The sequence below is a fragment of the Pseudomonas sp. LBUM1673 genome (assembly GCF_059695645.1).
In genome coordinates this window covers 5,174,490-5,193,786 of the sequence record NZ_CP166780.1, presented here as the reverse complement: position 1 = coordinate 5,193,786, position 19,297 = coordinate 5,174,490, and the positions used below count along the sequence as shown (strand labels likewise).

Sequence of the window (19,297 nt, the reverse complement as noted above, 5' to 3'; positions counted from 1 at the left end):
GACCGTGTTCACAGGCGCGGTGCCGGCACTTGATCGAGCAGTTGCTGGAGTACCTGATCGACTTCTAACCCTTCGATGTCCAGTTCCGGCGCGATGCGCACGCGATGGCGCAGCACCGCCAGCGCACAACCCTTGATGTCATCGGGAATCACAAATTCACCGCCGCGCAACAACGCCCGGGCGCGGGCGCAGCGCACCAATGCGATGGAGGCGCGAGGCCCGGCACCGAGGATCAGCCCCGGCCAGGTCCGGGTGGTGCGGGCCAGGCGTACAGCGTAATCGAGCACCTGATCATCCAGCGGCAGATCACTGGCAATGCGCTGCAAGGCTTGCACGTCCTTGGCTTGCAGCACGGTGCGCAGCGGCTGCACATCCAGCATGTCGGCCCGGGTCGAACGGCTCACCTGACGGACCATGCTCAATTCCTGATCGGCATCGGGGTAGTCCATACGCACCTTGAGCATGAAACGGTCGAGCTCGGCTTCGGGCAATGGATAAGTGCCTTCCTGCTCGATGGGGTTTTGCGTGGCGAGCACCATGAACGGTTGCGCAATCGGCAGGGCACGGCCTTCGAGCGTGACCTGGCGTTCCTGCATGGCTTCGAGCAGCGCTGCCTGGGTTTTCGCCGGGGCGCGGTTGATCTCGTCGGCCAGCAACAGGTTGGTGAACAACGGCCCTTTGCGCAGCTTGAACTGCTCGGTGTGCAGGTCGTACACCGCGTGCCCGGTGACGTCGCTAGGCATCAGGTCGGGGGTGAACTGGATGCGCGCGAACTCGCCGCCGAAGCAGCGGGCGAGGGCGCGCACCAGCAGCGTCTTGCCCAACCCCGGCACGCCTTCGAGCAGCACATGGCCGCCGGCGATCAGGGCGGTGAGCACATCGTCGATCACCGTGTTCTGGCCGATCACGGCTTTTTGCAGTTCGGTCCTTACCGCTTGGGCCAATTGGCTGGCGCGCTGGCGCTGCTGGGCGGCGTGGGTCTGTGTGCCGGGCTCGATCTGTTCACTCATAAGGCGTTCCTCAAGGTTTGCAGGTGGGCGACCTGACGGCTGAATTCAGCGCTGGACAGCCGCTGCTTCGGTCGCGGGCTCATGGCCTGGCTGATGGCGCGTGTGGGTTGGCCAGTCAGGCGCGCGAGCACCAGCCATTGTTCGGCAACGCCGAGTTGTTCAAAACCGGGATGACGGTGACGGATGCGGCGCAGGATGTCTTGCTGCAAGGCGTGCAACAGGCTGTGCTGACCGCTGTGGCGCAGCATGAAGTCGGCGCTGGCGCGCAGATGTTCCTGAAGCTGGCGGCGGGCTCTCGGGGCCGGCTCCAGCAGAGGGCCGTTGCGCACACCGACGTGCCAGAACCCCAAAGCGATCAAGGCGATCAAGGCCACCAAGGCTTGCGCAAAGTAGCGCCACAGTAAGGTCAGCAAGCTGTCGTGATCGGTATTGAACAGCAGGGTCACGTCCGTGTCGGCTGTCAGGTACCACAGCAGCCAGGCGTTGTCGTACTGGTCGATGACCGGCGTTTTCCAGAGGTCGGCGTCGGTGACCACGGTGATTGAACCGAGGCCGTGACTCAGCTGCATCATGTGCGTGGCCTTGGCACTGTTGGCCCAGGCCAGGGCAAGATTTTTCGGGTCGTCGAGGTGGAACGCGGTATCGAAGCTGACATAGGCCGGCGCCTCTTCGTTTTCCAGGTAGAGCTTGGTCAGTTTGGGGTAGGGATCGTCGTCGGGATCGGGTGGCGGTTCCTTGAGGTCTTTGCTCAGGGACTGGTGCAACTGCACCCGGTCGAGCAGCAGGTCATTGCTCTGGCCGGTCTTTTCATCCCACAGGGCTTCGGCGATGAATAAAAGGCGTCCGCCGGCCCGGGTCCAGTTCAACACCTGATCCACCTGTCGCGGCGACATGTTCGACCGATCACCGAGCAACAACAAACTGCGCTGATGAGGCTCGAGGGTCGGCAGGATGTCGAGGCTGTTGGCATGGCTGACGGTCAGGCCCTGTTTACGCAGAAAATGCTCGGCCGCCAGGTAGGGGTTGGCCTGGGCTTCGGGGGAAGGGCCGTGATCGATTTCTGCCTGGTAGGGCGTGGCCTTGAAATACAGGTAAACACTCAACACGCCCAACAGCACGGCGATGAACACGCCTGCCGCAAGCCACCCCCTTCGGTTCAACGTACCGCTCCCGGGCCGAACAACGCGCGCCAGCCGTCACAGAGTTCCTGTTGCAAATGCGCGGGGGGCAGGCGATGCCCGTAGGCCATGTTCTGCCAGTGCCTGGTGAGGCTTTTACTGAAGGCCAGCAACGCAGGTTGTTGCAGTCGTTCTACACGCGCAAGAACCTCGCCTTCGGTGTCGGCGGGTTTGAGCGCCATGTTGAAATCGTGCAGCAAGTGGCTGAGCAAGGCGCGATAGAGCAACCCAAGGGCTTCACGCGGGTGGGTTTGCCAGAGGTTCTCGGCGCTGGCCGCGATATCGGCGGGCAGGGTTTCGCGGTTGAGGTCCAGGCCAAACGCCTGCTGCGGTAATGGCCGCGCGACTTTACGGTTCAATGCTGGCCGGCGACTGACGAACGCCTGCAACCAATCGCGGTAGCGCCAGATCAACAGCCCAATGGCGCCGATCACCGTGCCCCACAGCAGCACTTCGATCAGGCTGGCCAATACGCCGAAGCGTTGGCTGTCCAGCAAGCTGAACAGCGCCTTCAGCCAGGCGGGTGTTTGACCATCGTTCGCGCCGTCGGCGGCGGGTTTGTCTTCGCCAAACCGATAATGTGTGACCGCTTCCTTGTTCTTGAACGGTGGCTGATCGAGGATGGCCTTGATGCTGTCCCGGGAGGCTTGACTGGTCAGTGGTTGCTCTAGCAGACGCGGGCTGTCCGGTGAAATGACCGGTTCGGCGGCCCAGACGCTTTGTGCCGTCGGCACCAACAGGATCGCGGCCAGCAGCAGGGTGACGACCGCGCTGGTCAAGCGTTGGCGCAACCGGCGGAACACCAGCTCGATGTCCCAGGCCTCCAGCCGTGTGCGCCGGTTCAGATAAAGGCTGAAACCGCAGGCCACATAAATCGGTTCCCAGACCACCAGCACCAGCGCATAAAAAGCATTGGTCAGGTGCTCCAGCCAGCGCCAGTCCTGTGTAGCGGCGGTAATCAACGTCTGCCAGCCCCAGTCGAGTTCGACCTGCTGCGGTAAAAACATATAGAGCAGCACCATCAGGCCGATCCACAACGCGCTTTCCAGGTGCACGCCGATGATGGTCAACCACTGCGCGGCGCCGGCGTTGCGCTGCAACAGCACGCACAAACGCTGTTGTCGTGCTTCGCCCCCCAAGCCTTCGAGTTGCACCACCGGCAGCAGAAAACTGCGGCTCAGGCTCAGGCGACGCCAGGTCAGGCTGGCCAGCAGTTGCGGCTTGAGCAGTCGCGGCCATTGGCGCAGGGCCTGTTTCAGCGTGGGCGTTTCGCCGAACATGGCTTTGGACAGGATGTACAGCGGCAGCCGATCGAACGCCGGCTTGAGCCACCAGAACAGGAACAGGGCGAGGGTGGGTGAATCCCACAGCATCAGGGTGAGCAGGGCGAAAATCGGCAAGGTCACAATGGCCCAACTGGTCATCAACAGGCGTCGATGACGCTGACTCAGCAGCACCCCCAGGTCCATGGCTTCCCAGGTCGTGCGCGGGCGAATCACCACACTGGCGTCACTCAGGCGCATGGCGGGTCCGTCCTGCGAACAGCAGATAAGTCGCCACCAGTAACCAGAGCACCGCGCCGACCAGGTATTTGGTCAGCGGCGCGAGCCCGGTTCGCGACGACCAGTAGGCTTCGATAAACGCTGCAATCAGCAGAAGCAGCATGACCCCGCAAATCAGCAACACGCTTTTGCGCGCCGCCAGTTGCAGGGCCTCGGCCCGTGGCAAGCGCCCCGGCGCGATCAAAGCCCAGCCCAGTTGCAGGCCAGCGGCACCGGCCAGGGCAATGGCGCTCAGTTCGAAGGCGCCGTGGCCGATCACAAACGACCAGAAGGTTTGCCCATAGCCGATGTGCGTCAGGTGCCCGGCCACTGCGCCGATCATCAAACCGTTGAAGAACAGGAAAAACGCGCTGCCCAGGCCAAACAGCAAGCCGCTGGCGAAGGTCTGAAAAGCGATGCCGATGTTGTGCATGATGTAATAACCGAACATCACCCAGTCTTCACTGGCCGCCCGTTCGGCCGAACGTCCCAAATGACCGGCGACGGGGTCGTACATGCTTTGTATTTCACTGACCTGTTCGGCCGGAATCAGGTTGTAGATCAGGTCTGGGAACAGATACACCAGCAACGCGAAGCCGATCAGGCTACCAAAAAACATCAGGCTGGCGGCAAGCACGAAGCGCCACTGTTCGCGCACCAGTCGCGGGAAGCCGGCAAGGATGAAACCCAGCACATTGGCACCCAGTCGACTGCGATGCCGATAAAGCTGTTGATGCCCACGCAACACGTGTTGTTGCAATGAGTCGATCAAAAAGCTGCTGTAACCGCGCTCCTGAGCCAGGGCCAGGTGTTGGCAGAGCCGTCGATAATCGCTGGGGAAACTGGCCGTTCGTGAGGCATCCTTGCCTCGCTCCAGCCGTTCAAGCATGAGTGCAAACTGCTCCCATTCGGCCTTGTGGCGACTTTCGAAAAGGCTTTGCTTCATGTCGGGCCCAACAGTCCACGGGCGATGCCGTTGAGTTCGGCCACGGCCTGCGGCTTCGATACCTGCAACGGATGAGCGAGTATCGAGGCCAGTTCTTTGGCCCGTGATTCGGAGAGTTCACCCTGGCGTTCGGCAAACCCGAGGATGGCGCGTTGCTCGGTCAGCGTCAGTGTGAAGGCTGCGCGTCTGGGTGGGGCATCGGGCAGCTGCGGTCGGGTGAGCGGTTGTTCGCGGTAGATCACCAGCGTGCCGGCGGCGAGGTCGCCGAGGCGTTTGAAGGTGGGATGTTGCAGGCAACTGATCGCCCCGAGGAAGTAGCCGAACGGCAGCATGTCGACAAATCGCAGCAGGTTGCGCAGCAAGGACGCGGACCAGCCGATCGGCGTGCCATCGTCGTGCACCACACGCAGGCCCATCCATTGCTTGCCCGGCGAGCGGCCCTGGTTGAGCACTTCGAACAGCACCATGTACCACCAGCTCACCACAAACAGCAGAATCGAGCCAAGCCCTGCACCGAGTTTTCCGAGAAACGCCAACACAATAAACAGCAGACCGAGGATCAACCCGCGCAGACCCAGGTCGATGGCGAACGCCAGCGCACGTACCATCAACCCGGCAGGGCGCAGTGGCAAGTCGATGCCTTCGGGCGTTTCGACGTGATACCGCGTGTCCAGTGGCGGGGCCAGCGTCGCTATCCTTGGCAGTGCTGTGGTCTCGAGCATGGGCAACCTTGATGTGGCCTGGTCCGGATTCGATGTCCGCCCGATGCTAGCAGCCTCTTGGGGGAAAACGACATAACTATGTAGTGCACGGTAAGTGACAAGAGATGATTGAATAACAAGATTTCTGGTCGCGGCGGCGTGTGTGCGCCTAGACTTCGCCGGTCTTCAGTTCAGGAACAACCCGTGACCTCGATCTTCTGGTACGACTATGAAACCACTGGCATCAACCCACGTTGCGACCGCCCGTTGCAAGTGGCGGGGATTCGCACCGACTTCGATCTCAATGAAATAGACGAGCCGGTCAATCTCTACTGCCAGCCCAGTGACGACATCCTGCCTCATCCGGCGGCTTGCGCGATCACCGGTATTACGCCCGGCCGTCTGGCCGAGCAAGGGTTGAGCGAAGCCGATTTCATGACACGGGTTCATGCCCAGCTCGCGGCCCCCGGCACCTGTGGGGCGGGGTACAACACGTTGCGTTTCGACGATGAGATGACCCGTTACAGCCTGTATCGAAACTTTTTCGACCCTTACGCAAGGGAGTGGCAGGGCGGCAACAGCCGCTGGGACCTGATCGATGTGGTGCGCGCGGCGTATGCCTTGCGCCCCGATGGCCTCGTCTGGCCCACGGACGACGAAGGGCGGGTGACGCTCAAGCTCGAACGTCTGACCGCCGCCAATGGCATCGATCACGGGAATGCACACGAGGCGCTGTCGGATGTTCGCGCCACCATCGCCCTGGCGCGTCTGATTCGAGAAAAACAGCCGAAGTTGTATGACTGGCTGTTTCAGTTGCGCAGCAAACAAAAGGTGATGGATCAAATTCGGCTGTTGCAGCCGATGGTGCACATTTCCGGGCGCTTTTCGGCAGCCCGACACTATGTCGGTGTGGTGCTGCCGCTGGCCTGGCATCCACGCAATCGCAACGCGCTGATTGTCTGTGACCTGCACCTGGACCCTCAGGGGCTGCTCGATCTGGATGGCGAAACCTTGCGTCAGCGGCTTTACACCCGCCGTGATGATTTGGCCGAAGGCGAACTGCCGGTGCCGCTCAAGCTCATACACATCAACAAGTGCCCCGTCGTGGCGCCGTTATCGGTACTTCGTCCTCTAGATCAGCAACGTTTGGGACTGGATATGGCGCTTTATCAGGAGCGGGCGCTGCGGCTAAGTGACGCACAGCAAGTTTGGCGAGATAAAGTGTCGGGGATTTACAGCCGTGATGATTTTTCTCCGAGCCTGGACCCCGAGCAACAGTTATACGACGGTTTTATCGGTGATCGGGACCGGCGTCTATGTGAGCAAGTCAGAACCGCCGACCCTGCGCAATTAGCACAAGAGCAGTGGCCTTTTGATGATGAACGTTTGCCTGAATTATTGTTTCGTTATCGCGCACGCAACTTTCCCGATACGTTGAGCCTGGAAGAGCAAGAGCGCTGGCGAATATTCTGTCAGAAACGTTTGTGTGCACCCGAGTGGGGCGCGCCCAATACACTGGAAAGTTTTCTGGAGGCTGCCGCCCAATTGACGACTAGCGCTACATCGTTTCAGCGAGCGGTCTTGAATGAATGGCATCATCATGTTCAGGCATTACGCAAACGTTTGAGTCTTTGAAGACGACAATGATCTCTGCTTGAATTCCGGGCATAAAAAAACGCCAGCATTTGCTGGCGTTCTTCAGGTCGCGGATCAGTCTGCGACACGCTTGCGGCTTAGCCCAGCAGGGTAGCCCAGCTTTCAACCACGTCACCGCCCCACTTGGCTTTCCACTCTTTCAGAGTCTTGTGGTTGCCACCTTTGGTTTCGATGACTTCACCGTTGTGCGGGTTTTTGTATTGCTTAACTTTGCGAGCACGCTTGGTGCCAGTAGTTTTTACTGCGCCACCACGTGGAGCCTTGGTTTTGGACTCTGGATCCAATAGTGCGATGATGTCACGCAGGGATTTGGAGTATTCGCCCATCAGGGTGCGCAGTTTGCCTTCGAATTCCAGCTCGGTTTGCAGTTTGTCGTCTTGGGACAGATTCTTCAAACGGGCTTGCAGCTCTTTGATAGCTTCTTCGGTGGCGCGATATTCGTTGATCAAGGACATGAGGACTACCTTATGTTGGGCGCTGGATGACAGGTGACAGTGCGACAATAATAGTCAGGGTGTTTCGTCAAGTAAACATTTAACCGAAGTTTTATTTAAATTAGTTGCGGAATAGGACACACATTGGAGTGAGAGTTAAATAGCGTCACAAATATTCACAGTTGACCTCTTGAAGATTACCCACAAGAGCGCTGTCGCACGGGGCACGTGGTGCTTCCAGAAGCCGTGCCGCAGCGGCCTTTCAAGGCCACACGTCATCAATACTGCAGTTTTGCTGCGCAATCGCTAGAATGGCGGCCTTTGCGAAGTTCTGGAGTTTCCCCCTCATGCGCACTTTTCGGCTGGTGATTGCTTGCCCGGACCGCGTCGGTATCGTTGCTAAAGTCAGTAACTTTCTGGCGTCACATAACGGCTGGATCACTGAAGCGAGCCATCACTCGGATAATCTCAGTGGCTGGTTCTTCATGCGTCACGAAATTCGTGCCGATTCGCTGCCTTTCGGTATCGAAGCCTTTCGCGAAGCGTTTGCACCGATTGCCGAAGAGTTCTCGATGGACTGGCGCATCACCGACACCGCGCAGAAAAAGCGCGTGGTGTTGATGGCCAGCCGTGAATCCCACTGCCTGGCCGACTTGTTGCACCGCTGGCACAGTGACGAACTGGACTGCGAAATCGCCTGCGTGATTTCCAATCATGATGATTTGCGCAGCATGGTCGAGTGGCACGGCATTCCCTACTATCACGTACCGGTCAACCCACAGAACAAGGAGCCGGCCTTCGCCGAAGTCTCGCGTCTGGTCAAACAGCATGAGGCCGAAGTGGTAGTACTGGCCCGTTACATGCAAATTTTGCCGCCCGAGTTGTGCAGCGAATATGCCCACAAGGTCATCAACATTCACCACAGCTTCCTGCCGTCGTTCGTCGGCGCCAAGCCATATCATCAGGCTTCGATGCGCGGTGTGAAGTTGATCGGCGCCACGTGCCACTACGTCACCGAAGAGCTGGATGCCGGTCCGATCATCGAGCAGGACGTGGTGCGCGTCAGCCACAGCGACAGCATCGAAGACATGGTGCGCTTTGGTCGTGATGTCGAGAAAATGGTGCTGGCCCGCGGTCTGCGTTATCACCTGGAAGACCGGGTGCTGGTGCATGGCAACAAAACCGTCGTGTTCTGATAGCCGTACGGTTGAAAGTCGAAGGGCCTGGGCGTTCAATCGCTTCAGGCCCTTCGCCGTTTCTGCACGGAGAACATGACCATGGCCGATCCACTGGACAAAGCGACTTCCAAGGCACCCGCCACGTTGGGGGAGGGGTGTTTGAGTCGCTATGACCCGGATGACCTGAGCCCCGAAGACGGCACGGAGTTTCCCGGTGCCGCCGAGTTGTGGGAGCAGTTGCAGGACGATCCCGGCGATGAGTCCGGGGACTCCTGAAAAAGATCACACTGTGGCGAGGGGTTAGAAGGCTGCGATCCTTTAAGCCTGCTTGAGCTTTATCAACTTCTTCAGCAATGGCCGCCCGAACATCAGCAAAAATACCGGACCACCGACCACCAGATAGAAGTAATAGGTCACGGTCCGCCAGATCAGAATCGCTGCCGCCGCGGTGGATTTTCCCACCATGGGCGCGAGCAGCGCCGCCGACGTCAATTCCGCCGCACCGGCCCCGCCCGGCAACAAACTGAACTGCCCCGCACTCAGCGACAGCATCTGGATCAGAAAGCACCAGGCCCACTGCAAATCCACGCCCAGCCCGCGCAACGCCAGATACAGCACGCTATAGCGCAAGAGCCAATGCAGGCAGGTCAGTGCAAATACGGTGATCAGCGTTTGAAAGGGTAACTTCAGTGTGTCAGTGAACGCCGCCAGGAAGTGCAGGAGCTTTCTCGCCCAGCGCATCCGGGTGGTGCCTTTGACATTGAGGCGGGCGAGCAACCGACCACTCAGACGAATCAGCGAGCGATGGTAGCGAGCCACCACCACGCAACTGAACAGTCCGCCGAACATCGAGATGGCGCTGACGGTCAGCAACCATTCCAGGCGCTGACTGAGGTGCTGGAACAGTGCATAAATCAGAATCCCGCTCAGCGCACAGAGAAAAAACAGCAGATCGCTCAACTGGTCCATGGCGAACACGGCGCTCCCCCTGGCCGGCCGCACACCGTGGCGTGCCAGCAGCGCCATGATGGTCAGCGGCCCGCCACTGCCACCGGGGGTGGCGCAGTAGGCGAATTCGGCGGACATCACCACCCCGAGGCTTTTGAGGTGACTCACCCTGGCGCGCTGATCACCCAGCAACAGGCGCAAGCGCAGGGTGTTGAGCAGCCAGCACAGCAGGATCATGCCGAACATGATCAGCAGCCATTTCAGCGGAAAGCTTTGCAGGCGCGACCAGGTCTCACCACCACCCAGCAGCGAGGGGATGAGCACCGCAGCGAGCAGGGCGAGGACCAGCAGAATCCCGCGGCTCATGCGGCGTGACCGATGGGGTCGCGTTGCAGTGCCAGCCAGTTGGCCTTGGTCATCGGCACACGACCTTCGGCGAGCAAGCGCTTGAGGGTTTGCAGCCAATACTGACGCGAGAATTCATGGCGCATGTCCACCGGGTGCAGGCCGAGTCGAATCACCGGCGCCTGGCGCCAGCGTTGTTCGCGCTGATCGCTGACCAGCTTCGACAGCCCTCGGCGCCAGGCGCTGCGCGCGCTCCAGACCAGGCACGGGGCATCGATCTCGGTGAAATCCGGCAGCCGATACAGATGCTGCGCATCGCTGGTGTAGCGCAGCGGTAACTGGCGCAATGCCTGGCGGGTGCCTTCGCTCATCAGCCAGGCTGGGGCGACGAAACCTTCCAGTGGCCAGTGATAACGCTGGAACACTTTGACTCCGGCGCGCAGGCGGGCGAGGGCGGTTTCCTGTGAAAGGCTGTAGAACTCGCCTTCATGGGTGTAGATCCGGCGCATGAACCAGTCTCGGGGAGTGATGGGGGGCGGTCCTTCATCGCAATGGAAGTAACCGTGCAGTGCCAGTTCGTCGCCGCGAGCGACGCGGCGGGTCATCAAACGTCGAAACGCCGGATACGCGTCCAGATCGTTGTGTCTGTGAAAGTCCGGCACCACCAGCCAGGTGATCGGTACCTCACCCAACGCGTCGACGGCTTCGACGAAGGCTTGGTAATCGGGCCAGGTTTGCGGCGCAACGTCGTGCAGCACCAGTAACAGGCTGGGCGGGTTCATGGGCTCAACCATTGGCGGTCAGCGGCCATTGGCTGTCGAGTACGGCGTGATAGTGGCCCAACAGGCTGTTGACCACGGTATCCCAGGCGTAATCCCGTTCGACATGGTTGCGGGCTTGTTTACCCAGCGCGGCGCTGCCCTGATTGAACAGTTCGCGTACGGCGTTGGCCATCGCCGCTGGATTGTTCGGCGCGCAAAGCAGGCCGCATTGATCGGTGACGATTTCCTGAAAGGCCCCGGCTGCCACAGCCACTACCGGAATGCCGCTGGCCATGGCCTCGAGGACCACCAGGCCGAAAGTTTCCTGATCACCGGCATGCACCAGCGCATCGGCACTGGCCATCAGTCGAGCAATTTTCGTCGCCGGGCAGAACTCATTGATGACGGTGACATTGCGCGGCACCAGCGTCGGCATTGACGAGCCAACCAGCAGCAGGTGGTAACGACGACCCAGGCGTTTCATGCAATTGAGCAGCACCGGCAGGTTTTTTTCCTTGGAGCCACGGCCAGCGAAGATCAGCAGATGCGTGTTTTCATCGATGCCCAATTCGGCCCGCAAACCTGGATCCCGTGCACTGGGGTTGAACGTTTGCAGGTCGACGCCCAAGGGTTGTACGAAAACGTTCTTCACCCCCAGCGCGATCAATTTGTCGGCCATGACCTGGCTTGGCGCCAGAACCCGGTCAAAGTTGCCGTAGAGCTTGCTGACATACGCTTCGACATTGGGGGTAACCCAGTTGCCCATGCGATTGCTGAGCAGCAGCGGCAGGTCCGAGTGGTAAAAGCCGATCACTGGCACATCGAGTTGCCGTTTGGCGTCCAAAGCAGCCCAGGCGGTCAGGTAAGGATCGCCGACTTCAATCAGATCGGGCTGCAAATCCTGCAGGACATTGCGCCACGGCGCGAGACGGAGGGGGAAGCGATAACCCTTGCCAAAGGGAAGGGCAGGGGCCGGAACCGTGTAAACGCCGTCCTGTTCACTCAAATGGGCCCCGGGGATCAACAAGCTATGGCGAATGCCTGGCTTGACGCCCAGGCGACGGTGTTTGGCATCCAGATAAGTGCGCACACCACCGCTGGCAGGGGCGTAGAACATGGTTATGTCAGCGATATGCACGATGAACATTCCTCCGGTCCGTTTGTTCTCCCTTGGTTGACCTATATGAAGGATAGATGTTCGATTGGGGTTTTGCGGCGAAGCCAAGGGCTTTGGACAGTGGTGTGGCGAGGGAGCTTGCTCCCGCTCGGCTGCGAAGCAGTCGTAAATCAGCCGGTGTGTTCAATCTGACACACCTTCTATCCCGATTTTGGGGTCGCTTCGCGACCCAGCGGGAGCAAGCTCCCTCGCCACAGAGCCCGTGATCAGACGCTAGATTCGGAAACTGCCTACCAACTGCTTCAGCCGCGACGCCTGTTGCTCAAGGTCCGAGCACGCCCGCAAGGTTGATTGCAGGTTTTCCACGCCTTCCTGATTCAGCGTGTTGATTTCGGTGATGTCCACGTTGATCGACTCGACCACCGCCGTCTGTTCCTCGGTCGCCGTGGCCACCGACTGGTTCATGCCGTCGATTTCGCCGATGCGCAGCGTCACGCTGTTCAGGCGCTCGCCGGCCAGGTTGGCGATTTCCACGCTGTCCTGGCTGTGGCGCTGGCTGTCGCTCATGGTGCTGACGGATTCGCGGGCGCCGACTTGCAGCTCCTCGATCATGGTCTGCACCTGTTGTGCCGATTCCTGAGTGCGATGCGCCAGGTTGCGCACCTCGTCAGCCACCACGGCAAAGCCACGCCCGGCTTCACCGGCCCGCGCCGCTTCGATGGCGGCATTGAGCGCCAGCAGGTTGGTTTGCTGGGAGATGCTGGTGATCACTTCGAGAATCTGTCCGATGTTCACGGTTTTGCTGTTCAGCGATTCGATGTTGGTGCTTGAGGCGCTGAGCATGCTCGACAACTGATTCATCGCGGCAATGCTGCGATCGACCACTTGCTGGCCGTCTTCGGCCAGGCTGCGCGCGTCGCTGGCCTGATTCGACGCTTGGGCGGCGTTGCGGGCGATTTCCTGGGCCGCAGCGCCGAGCTGGTTGATTGCCGCAGCGACGCTGCTGGTGCGCGAGGCCTGTTGGTCGGAGTTGAACATCGACGAGTTTGACGCGGCCACCACACGCAGGGCCACTTCGTTGACTTGGCCGGTGGCCGAGGACACTTCGCGGATCGATGTATGAATCCGTTCCACGAAACGGTTGAACGCCGTGCCAAGGATGCCGAATTCGTCCTGATTCTGGATGGTCAGGCGCTTGGTCAGGTCGCCTTCGCCGTCGGCGATGTCTTCCATGGCGCGAGTCATGACGTGCAGCGGCCGGATCAGCAGGCGGATCAGCATGCCGAGCAGGGCGATGATGATGGCCACGGCAATCACTGTCGCAACGACCGCCGAGGCACGGAATTCGCTGAGCATCGAGAAGGCTTTGTCTTTATCCACCGACAGGCCGATGTACCAATTGACCGATGACAGGCCTTTGATTGGGGTGAACGTGACGATGCGGGCCTTGCCGTCGACGTCGATTTCACTGAAGTCGCTGCTGATGCGTGGGGTGTTTTTTGGGTACGCCTCGCTCAGGGACTTCATGACCAGGGCTTTGTCCGGGTGAACCAGGATCTTGCCGTCGGCGCTGACCAGGAACGCATAACCCATGCCGTCGAAGTCCAGCGCGTTGAGGCTGTCAGCGATCACTTGCAGGCTCAAGTCACCACCGACCACGCCAATGTTCTGACCGTCCTTGAGGACGCTATCGACAATGGAGATCACCAACTGGCCAGAGGCCAGATCGATGTAAGGTTCAGTCAGGGCAGGACCGCTGGTGCTTTGCGCGCTCTTGTACCAAGGGCGGATGCGAGGGTCATAGCCGTCGGGCATCTTGCTGTCCGGACGGATGATGAAGGTGCCATCCTTGTTGCCCAGGTAGGCGCCCATGAAGGTCGATGTGACGGCCTTCTGTTCCAGCAGATTGGCGACGTTGCCGGTCTCGGCGTTCAGGGCAACGGCCTGTGACAGATTTTCGATCAGCAGGCTACGGCCAGCCAGCCAAGTCTGAATGTTTTTGGCAGTGACGTTACCCATTTCTTGCAGATAGTTGTCCAGATTGCGGCGTATCGCATTACGCTGCAAATAGTCGTTGTACAGTGTGAACGAGGCGAAGGCAGCAATAACGATGAGGGCGGCGGCAATCAGTATTTTATGGCTGAAGCGCAGATTTTTGTTCATGGGCCTGGGGTCCGCTAAGGTCTTATTGTTTTTATAAAGACGCGCAAAATGGGCAGTGTTGAAAGTAAGCTGATATTTCCGTCCTCTCCTTAGGGAATTACCTACGCTATTTTCAGTCTGGTCTCTTCGTTTGTTGTATCGGCCGTGAAGGATCAAAGATTAACCAGGGGTGACAAAATGCCTGACTCATCGCAACTCGTTATTGGCGCTGACCTCGCGGGCCAGTCAATCACCCAGGCCATGCGCCTGGCGAACCGTCACGGCCTGGTAGCGGGCGCTACCGGGACCGGTAAAACCGTCACGTTGCAGCGCCTGGCCGAAGCCTTCAGCGATGCCGGCGTGGCGGTGTTCGCGGCGGACATCAAAGGCGACCTGTGCGGCCTGGGCGCCGCAGGCAACCCTCAAGGCAAGGTCGCGGAGCGGATCGCCGGGATGCCCTGGCTGGGCCATAAGCCTCAGGCGTATCCGGTGACCCTGTGGGACATTCACGGTCAGTCCGGTCATCCATTACGCACAACCTTGAGCGAAATGGGTCCGTTGTTGCTCGGCAGCCTGCTGGAGCTGACCGACAGTCAGCAATCGGCACTTTATGCCGCGTTCAAGGTGGCCGACCGCGAAGGGCTGTTGCTGCTGGACCTCAAGGATTTGAAGGCGCTGCTCAATCATCTGCGTGATAACCCCGAATTGCTGGGGGATGACGCCGCATTGATGACCACCGGCTCCAGCCAGGCGCTGTTGCGTCGTTTGGCGACGCTGGAACAGCAGGGCGCCGAAGCGTTGTTTGGCGAACCGGCGCTGCAACTGGAAGACATGTTGCAACCGGCCGTGGATGGTCGCGGGCGCATTCATTTGCTCGATGCCAGCCGTCTGGTGCACGAAGCGCCGAAGGTCTATGCGACGTTCCTGCTGTGGTTGCTGGCCGAACTGTTCGAGCAACTGCCGGAGCGCGGCGATGCGGACAAACCGCTGCTGGCGCTGTTTTTCGACGAAGCACACTTGTTGTTCGCCGGTACGCCCAAGGCGTTGCAGGATCGTCTGGAACAAGTGGTGCGACTGATCCGTTCGAAAGGCGTGGGCGTGTATTTCGTCACTCAATCGCCGGGCGACCTGCCGGATGATGTGCTGGCTCAGTTGGGCCTGCGCATTCAGCATGGCTTGCGCGCGTTCACCGCCAAGGAGCAGAAATCCCTGCGCGCGGTGGCTGACGGTTTCCGGCCGAACCCGGCATTTGACGCTTTGTCGGTATTGACTGAATTGGGGATCGGTGAAGCGTTGGTTGGCACCTTGCAGGACAAGGGCACGCCTGGAATGGTTCAGCGTGTATTGGTCGCACCGCCGCAATCGCGTATCGGGCCGTTGACCGAGACTGAGCGCACGGTGCTGATCGCCGGTTCGCCGTTCAAGGGGCGTTACGACAAACCGCTCGATCGTGAATCGGCTTATGAAGTGCTGATGGGGCGTAAAGGGTTGGCGCCGGATCCTGAAGCAGTGCCGGACAAACCTGCACCTGAAGAGCCGAGCTTTACCGACAAGGCCGGGGAATTGCTCGGCACGGCGGCAGGACAGGCATTGAAGTCAGCCATGCGACAGGCGGCGAATCAATTGGGCCGACAATTGGTACGCGGGTTGATGGGCTCATTGCTCGGCGGCAGCAAACGCCGCTGAAAATCTTTGATGAACACAACCAATCAATATAGGAGCGAGGCTTGCCCGCGAAGCTTTTGGCGGCCTCAAGGGCCTCTTCGCGGGCAAGCCTCGCTCCTACAGGGTATGTGTCAATTTCAGGTTTTGGGTCTGGCGTGCGCCGCAAGTCGCTCCAGCGCCGCCCGCAGGTTCGGATCACTGATGCCATCGGCAGTGGCCTGAATGGTCGCCGCCGCATCGGTCGACAAATCCATCGTATGCCCCGCAGCCCCTTGCTGAACGGTAGGCGGCTGAACCTTGAACAGGATCCGCGTCAGGCTGGCGAACTCGTCGAACAGCTGTAACTGGCGTTGCAGACGCTTTTGTTGATAGCGCAGGCGGGTGGCCCAGTGGCCGTCGGTGACAATCAGCAATAAACTGCCTTCGCGCCACGACGCCACATGGCAATGCTCGCGGGCGGCCGGCTGCAACTGGCTTTCCACCAGACGTTGTAAATGACCCAGGCGTTGAGCGTGGCCAAAGATGGCTTTCAGCGGTTTGGCTTCGCGAAGCAGAACGGCGGGTGCTCTGGCCGTGAGAGGGCGAAATGCCATGATCGAACACCTGAAGTAACAGAGCGGCCATGGTAACAGAAAGCACCCGCTGCTCCCGACCCATTGCTTTGCGAGCGCTTTACCCATTAAATCAACGAGTAACTTGTGCCCTCGATGGGTTGAAGTTCAGCAAAAAGCCCTTATTTTAAGTGAGCCCCGTCACAGCGCAGTGCATGCATCGTGGAATAACGCCACTTTCCTCACCATCGTTTCCGGGTAGAATGCTCGTTCGCATGCGGCCATGAGGGCTGCACGGGCGACTCACGGGGCCGCCCTCCATCCCTTTAGTGTGGAAGATCCTGCCGATATGTTTGCGCCTTTGTTAAAGAAACTTTTTGGAAGCAAGAACGAGCGTGAAGTCAAACGCATGCTCAAGACGGTGCAACTCGTCAATGCCTTCGAAGAGCAAATGGTGGCCCTTTCGGACGATCAATTGCGTGCCAAGACAGACGAGTTCAAGGCCCGCCTCGCCAAAGGGGAAACCCTCGACAAACTGCTGCCAGAAGCCTTTGCGGTTGCCCGCGAAGCCGGTAAGCGCGTCATGGGTATGCGCCACTTCGATGTCCAGCTGATCGGCGGCATGACCTTGCATGAAGGCATGATCGCGGAAATGCGTACCGGTGAAGGCAAGACCCTGGTGGCAACACTGGGTGTTTACCTCAACGCGCTGTCCGGCAAGGGCGTGCACGTTGTGACGGTGAACGACTACCTGGCCCGCCGCGACGCCAACTGGATGCGTCCGCTCTACGAATTCCTCGGTATGACGGTCGGCGTGGTCACCCCATTCCAGCCGCCGGAAGAGAAACGCGCCGCTTACGCTGCCGACATCACCTACGGCACCAACAACGAATTCGGTTTCGACTACCTGCGCGACAACATGGCGTTCAGCATGGAAGAAAAATTCCAGCGCGAACTCAATTTTGCCGTGATCGACGAAGTCGACTCCATTCTTATCGACGAAGCCCGTACCCCGCTGATCATCTCCGGTCAGGCCGAGGACAGCTCCAAGCTGTACATCGAGATCAACAAACTGATCCCGCAGCTGGAATTGCACGTCGAAGAAGTCGAAGGCGAAGTCACCAAGGCCGGCCACTACACCGTCGACGAGAAGACCCGTCAGGTCGAACTCAACGAAGCCGGTCACCAGTTCATCGAAGACATGCTGACCCGCGTCGGCCTGCTGGCTGAAGGCGAGAGCCTGTACTCGGCGCACAACCTCGGCCTGCTGACCCACGTTTATGCCGGCCTGCGTGCGCACAAACTGTTCAATCGCAACGTCGAATACATCGTGCAGGACGGTCAGGTCGTACTGGTCGACGAACACACCGGCCGTACCATGCCGGGTCGCCGTTTGTCCGAAGGCCTGCACCAGGCCATCGAAGCCAAGGAAAACCTGAATATCCAGGCCGAGAGCCAGACCCTGGCGTCGACCACGTTCCAGAACTACTTCCGTCTGTACAACAAGCTGTCCGGCATGACCGGTACCGCGGACACCGAAGCGTTCGAGTTCCATCAGATCTATGGCCTGCAGGTCATGGTCATCCCGCCGAACAAACCGTTGGCGCGTAAAGACTACAACGACCTGGTGTTCCTGACCGCCGAAGAGAAATACGCGGCGATCATCAACGACATCAAGGAGTGCATGACTCAGGGCCGTCCGGTGCTGGTGGGTACCGCCACCATCGAAACGTCCGAGCACATGTCCAGCCTGCTCCAGAAGGAAGGCATCGAACACAAGGTTCTGAACGCCAAATTCCACGAAAAAGAAGCCGAAATCATTGCTCAGGCCGGTCGCCCGGGCGCATTGACCATCGCCACCAACATGGCCGGTCGTGGTACCGACATCCTGTTGGGCGGTAACTGGGAAGTGGAAGTCGCGACCCTGGAAAACCCGACCCCTGAACAGATTGCCCAGATCAAGGCCGACTGGCAGAAACGTCACCAGCAAGTGCTGGAGTCGGGCGGCTTGCAGGTGATTGCTTCCGAGCGTCACGAATCGCGCCGTATCGACAACCAGTTGCGTGGTCGTGCCGGTCGTCAGGGCGACGCCGGTTCCAGCCGTTTCTACCTGTCGCTGGAAGACAGCCTGATGCGCATCTTCGCCTCTGACCGGGTGAAGAACTTCATGAAGGCGCTGGGCATGCAGTCTGGTGAGGCGATCGAGCACCGCATGGTGACCAACGCCATCGAGAAGGCCCAGCGCAAGGTTGAAGGCCGCAACTTCGACATTCGTAAACAACTGCTCGAGTTCGACGACGTCAACAACGAACAACGTAAAGTGATCTATCACATGCGTAACACGTTGCTGGCCGCGGACAACATCGGCGAAACCATTGTCGACTTCCGTCAGGACGTGCTCAACGCCACTGTCAGTGCGCACATTCCACCGCAATCGCTGCCTGAGCAGTGGGATGTGGCGGGTCTGGAAGCCGCGTTGCAGAGTGACTTTGGCGTGGCGTTGCCGATCCAGCAATGGCTCGACGAAGACGATCACCTGTACGAAGAAACCCTGCGCGAGAAGCTGCTCAACGAACTGATCGCGGCGTACAACGAGAAAGAAGACCAGGCCGGTGCCGAAGCACTGCGCACCTTCGAAAAGCAAATCGTGCTGCGTGTACTGGACGACCTGTGGAAAGACCACCTGTCGACCATGGATCACTTGCGCCATGGCATCCACTTGCGTGGTTATGCGCAGAAGAACCCGAAGCAGGAGTACAAGCGCGAGTCCTTCACCTTGTTCTCCGAACTGCTGGATTCGATCAAGCGCGACTCTATCCGTGTGCTGTCGCACGTTCAGGTTCGCCGCGAAGATCCGATCGAAGAAGAAGCTCGTCTGCGTCAGGAAGCCGAGGCGCTGGCTGCGCGCATGCAGTTCCAGCACGACGAAGCACCTGGCCTGGAGCAACCGGAAGTGTTGGGTGAAGAGGTCGATGTGGCCCTCGCCACCGCGCCGGTGCGCAATGAGCAGAAGCTGGGCCGTAACGAGCTTTGCTATTGCGGTTCGGGCAAGAAGTTCAAGCATTGCCACGGGCAGATCCAGTAAACCCGTTTCATACGCTGAAATACCCGCGCCGCGACCGGC

General features: G+C 59.6%; 16 protein-coding genes and 1 pseudogene. 5 read left to right on the top strand and 12 right to left on the bottom strand.

The features are described 5' to 3' along the window. Positions 1-8 precede the first annotated feature (8 nt). Genes ACA044_RS23920 through ACA044_RS23900 form a run of 5 tightly spaced genes read right to left on the bottom strand, consistent with a single transcriptional unit; the run spans position 9 to position 5,397 of the window. The gene (locus ACA044_RS23920; protein WP_497443562.1) at positions 9-1,010 is read right to left on the bottom strand and encodes an AAA family ATPase; all 1,002 of its coding nucleotides are present in this window, start codon (positions 1,008-1,010) and stop codon (positions 9-11) included. Next, a complete protein-coding gene (locus ACA044_RS23915) occupies positions 1,007-2,170 on the bottom strand; it encodes a DUF4350 domain-containing protein (RefSeq protein ID WP_497443561.1) in 1,164 nt (387 codons plus the stop codon). The genes ACA044_RS23920 and ACA044_RS23915 overlap by 4 nt, the downstream gene beginning before the upstream one ends. Next, positions 2,167-3,711: a DUF4129 domain-containing protein gene (locus tag ACA044_RS23910; RefSeq protein ID WP_497443560.1), complete on the bottom strand. Its 1,545-nt coding sequence runs from the start codon at positions 3,709-3,711 to the stop codon at positions 2,167-2,169. Before ACA044_RS23910 ends, ACA044_RS23915 begins: the two co-directional genes overlap by 4 nt. After that, positions 3,698-4,675 carry a stage II sporulation protein M gene (locus ACA044_RS23905; RefSeq protein WP_497443559.1) on the bottom strand — a complete coding sequence of 326 codons (978 nt, stop codon included), beginning with the start codon at positions 4,673-4,675 and terminating at the stop codon, positions 3,698-3,700. Before ACA044_RS23905 ends, ACA044_RS23910 begins: the two co-directional genes overlap by 14 nt. Next, complete coding sequence (locus tag ACA044_RS23900; protein ID WP_497443558.1) at positions 4,672-5,397, bottom strand: RDD family protein; 726 nt, start codon at positions 5,395-5,397, stop codon at positions 4,672-4,674. The genes ACA044_RS23905 and ACA044_RS23900 overlap by 4 nt, the downstream gene beginning before the upstream one ends. Before the next feature lie 183 nt (positions 5,398-5,580). On the opposite strand from ACA044_RS23900, the gene sbcB reads away from it, so the two are divergent. Beyond that, on the top strand, positions 5,581-7,011 hold the full coding sequence (gene sbcB, locus ACA044_RS23895; RefSeq protein WP_497443557.1) for an exodeoxyribonuclease I: 1,431 nt from the start codon (positions 5,581-5,583) through the stop codon (positions 7,009-7,011). Between the two features lie 98 nt (positions 7,012-7,109). Here the strand turns inward: sbcB and mvaT are convergent, their stop codons facing one another. Next, positions 7,110-7,487, bottom strand: a complete 378-nt coding sequence (gene mvaT / locus ACA044_RS23890) for a histone-like nucleoid-structuring protein MvaT (protein ID WP_007903853.1) — start codon at positions 7,485-7,487, stop codon at positions 7,110-7,112. Between the two features lie 326 nt (positions 7,488-7,813). On the opposite strand from mvaT, the gene purU reads away from it, so the two are divergent. Next, on the top strand, positions 7,814-8,662 hold the full coding sequence (gene purU / locus ACA044_RS23885; protein WP_497443556.1) for a formyltetrahydrofolate deformylase: 849 nt from the start codon (positions 7,814-7,816) through the stop codon (positions 8,660-8,662). A gap of 81 nt (positions 8,663-8,743) precedes the next feature. Next, positions 8,744-8,920 (top strand): hypothetical protein, encoded by a 177-nt coding sequence (locus tag ACA044_RS23880; RefSeq protein ID WP_497443555.1) that lies wholly within the window; start codon positions 8,744-8,746, stop codon positions 8,918-8,920. A gap of 42 nt (positions 8,921-8,962) precedes the next feature. Here ACA044_RS23880 and gpgF read toward each other — a convergent pair whose 3' ends face one another. The 5 genes and pseudogenes from gpgF to ACA044_RS23855 form a co-directional block, all read right to left on the bottom strand. Next, positions 8,963-9,958, bottom strand: coding sequence for a glucosaminyl phosphatidylglycerol flippase (gpgF, locus tag ACA044_RS23875; protein WP_497443554.1), 996 nt, complete (start codon positions 9,956-9,958; stop codon positions 8,963-8,965). After that, entirely contained in the window at positions 9,955-10,731 is a 777-nt protein-coding gene (gene gpgD, locus ACA044_RS23870) for an N-acetylglucosaminyl phosphatidylglycerol deacetylase (RefSeq protein WP_497443553.1), read from the bottom strand. Before gpgD ends, gpgF begins: the two co-directional genes overlap by 4 nt. Then, positions 10,724-11,845 carry an N-acetylglucosaminyl phosphatidylglycerol synthase gene (gene gpgS / locus ACA044_RS23865; RefSeq protein ID WP_497443552.1) on the bottom strand — a complete coding sequence of 374 codons (1,122 nt, stop codon included), beginning with the start codon at positions 11,843-11,845 and terminating at the stop codon, positions 10,724-10,726. The genes gpgD and gpgS overlap by 8 nt, the downstream gene beginning before the upstream one ends. A gap of 243 nt (positions 11,846-12,088) precedes the next feature. Next, complete coding sequence (locus ACA044_RS23860) at positions 12,089-12,853, bottom strand: methyl-accepting chemotaxis protein (RefSeq protein ID WP_425439644.1); 765 nt, start codon at positions 12,851-12,853, stop codon at positions 12,089-12,091. 93 nt (positions 12,854-12,946) lie between these two features. Continuing rightward, positions 12,947-13,978: pseudogene (locus ACA044_RS23855) on the bottom strand (HAMP domain-containing protein); the annotation flags it as partial. Positions 13,979-14,155: 177 nt separating this feature from the next. On the opposite strand from ACA044_RS23855, the gene ACA044_RS23850 reads away from it, so the two are divergent. After that, a complete protein-coding gene (locus ACA044_RS23850) occupies positions 14,156-15,643 on the top strand; it encodes a helicase HerA-like domain-containing protein (protein WP_497443551.1) in 1,488 nt (495 codons plus the stop codon). A 116-nt stretch (positions 15,644-15,759) separates the two neighbouring features. Here ACA044_RS23850 and ACA044_RS23845 read toward each other — a convergent pair whose 3' ends face one another. Beyond that, entirely contained in the window at positions 15,760-16,215 is a 456-nt protein-coding gene (locus ACA044_RS23845; RefSeq protein WP_497443550.1) for a DUF721 domain-containing protein, read from the bottom strand. Between the two features lie 307 nt (positions 16,216-16,522). Between ACA044_RS23845 and secA the strand changes: the two genes are divergently transcribed. Next, entirely contained in the window at positions 16,523-19,258 is a 2,736-nt protein-coding gene (secA, locus tag ACA044_RS23840) for a preprotein translocase subunit SecA (protein WP_497443549.1), read from the top strand. The last annotated feature ends 39 nt before the right edge of the window (positions 19,259-19,297 follow it).

Bases quoted from the DNA above. Each gene is read 5' to 3' on its own strand.
- ACA044_RS23920 (WP_497443562.1), bottom strand. From the start codon at position 1,010: ATGAGTGAACAGATCGAGCCCGGCACACAGACCCACGCCGCCCAGCAG.
- ACA044_RS23910 (WP_497443560.1), bottom strand. From the start codon at position 3,711: ATGCGCCTGAGTGACGCCAGTGTGGTGATTCGCCCGCGCACGACCTGG.
- ACA044_RS23905 (WP_497443559.1), bottom strand. From the start codon at position 4,675: ATGAAGCAAAGCCTTTTCGAAAGTCGCCACAAGGCCGAATGGGAGCAG.
- ACA044_RS23900 (WP_497443558.1), bottom strand. From the start codon at position 5,397: ATGCTCGAGACCACAGCACTGCCAAGGATAGCGACGCTGGCCCCGCCA.
- mvaT (WP_007903853.1), bottom strand. From the start codon at position 7,487: ATGTCCTTGATCAACGAATATCGCGCCACCGAAGAAGCTATCAAAGAG.
- purU (WP_497443556.1), top strand. From the start codon at position 7,814: ATGCGCACTTTTCGGCTGGTGATTGCTTGCCCGGACCGCGTCGGTATC.
- ACA044_RS23880 (WP_497443555.1), top strand. From the start codon at position 8,744: ATGGCCGATCCACTGGACAAAGCGACTTCCAAGGCACCCGCCACGTTG.
- gpgF (WP_497443554.1), bottom strand. From the start codon at position 9,958: ATGAGCCGCGGGATTCTGCTGGTCCTCGCCCTGCTCGCTGCGGTGCTC.
- gpgD (WP_497443553.1), bottom strand. From the start codon at position 10,731: ATGGTTGAGCCCATGAACCCGCCCAGCCTGTTACTGGTGCTGCACGAC.
- gpgS (WP_497443552.1), bottom strand. From the start codon at position 11,845: ATGTTCATCGTGCATATCGCTGACATAACCATGTTCTACGCCCCTGCC.
- ACA044_RS23860 (WP_425439644.1), bottom strand. From the start codon at position 12,853: ATGTTCAACTCCGACCAACAGGCCTCGCGCACCAGCAGCGTCGCTGCG.
- ACA044_RS23850 (WP_497443551.1), top strand. From the start codon at position 14,156: ATGCCTGACTCATCGCAACTCGTTATTGGCGCTGACCTCGCGGGCCAG.
- ACA044_RS23845 (WP_497443550.1), bottom strand. From the start codon at position 16,215: ATGGCATTTCGCCCTCTCACGGCCAGAGCACCCGCCGTTCTGCTTCGC.
- secA (WP_497443549.1), top strand. From the start codon at position 16,523: ATGTTTGCGCCTTTGTTAAAGAAACTTTTTGGAAGCAAGAACGAGCGT.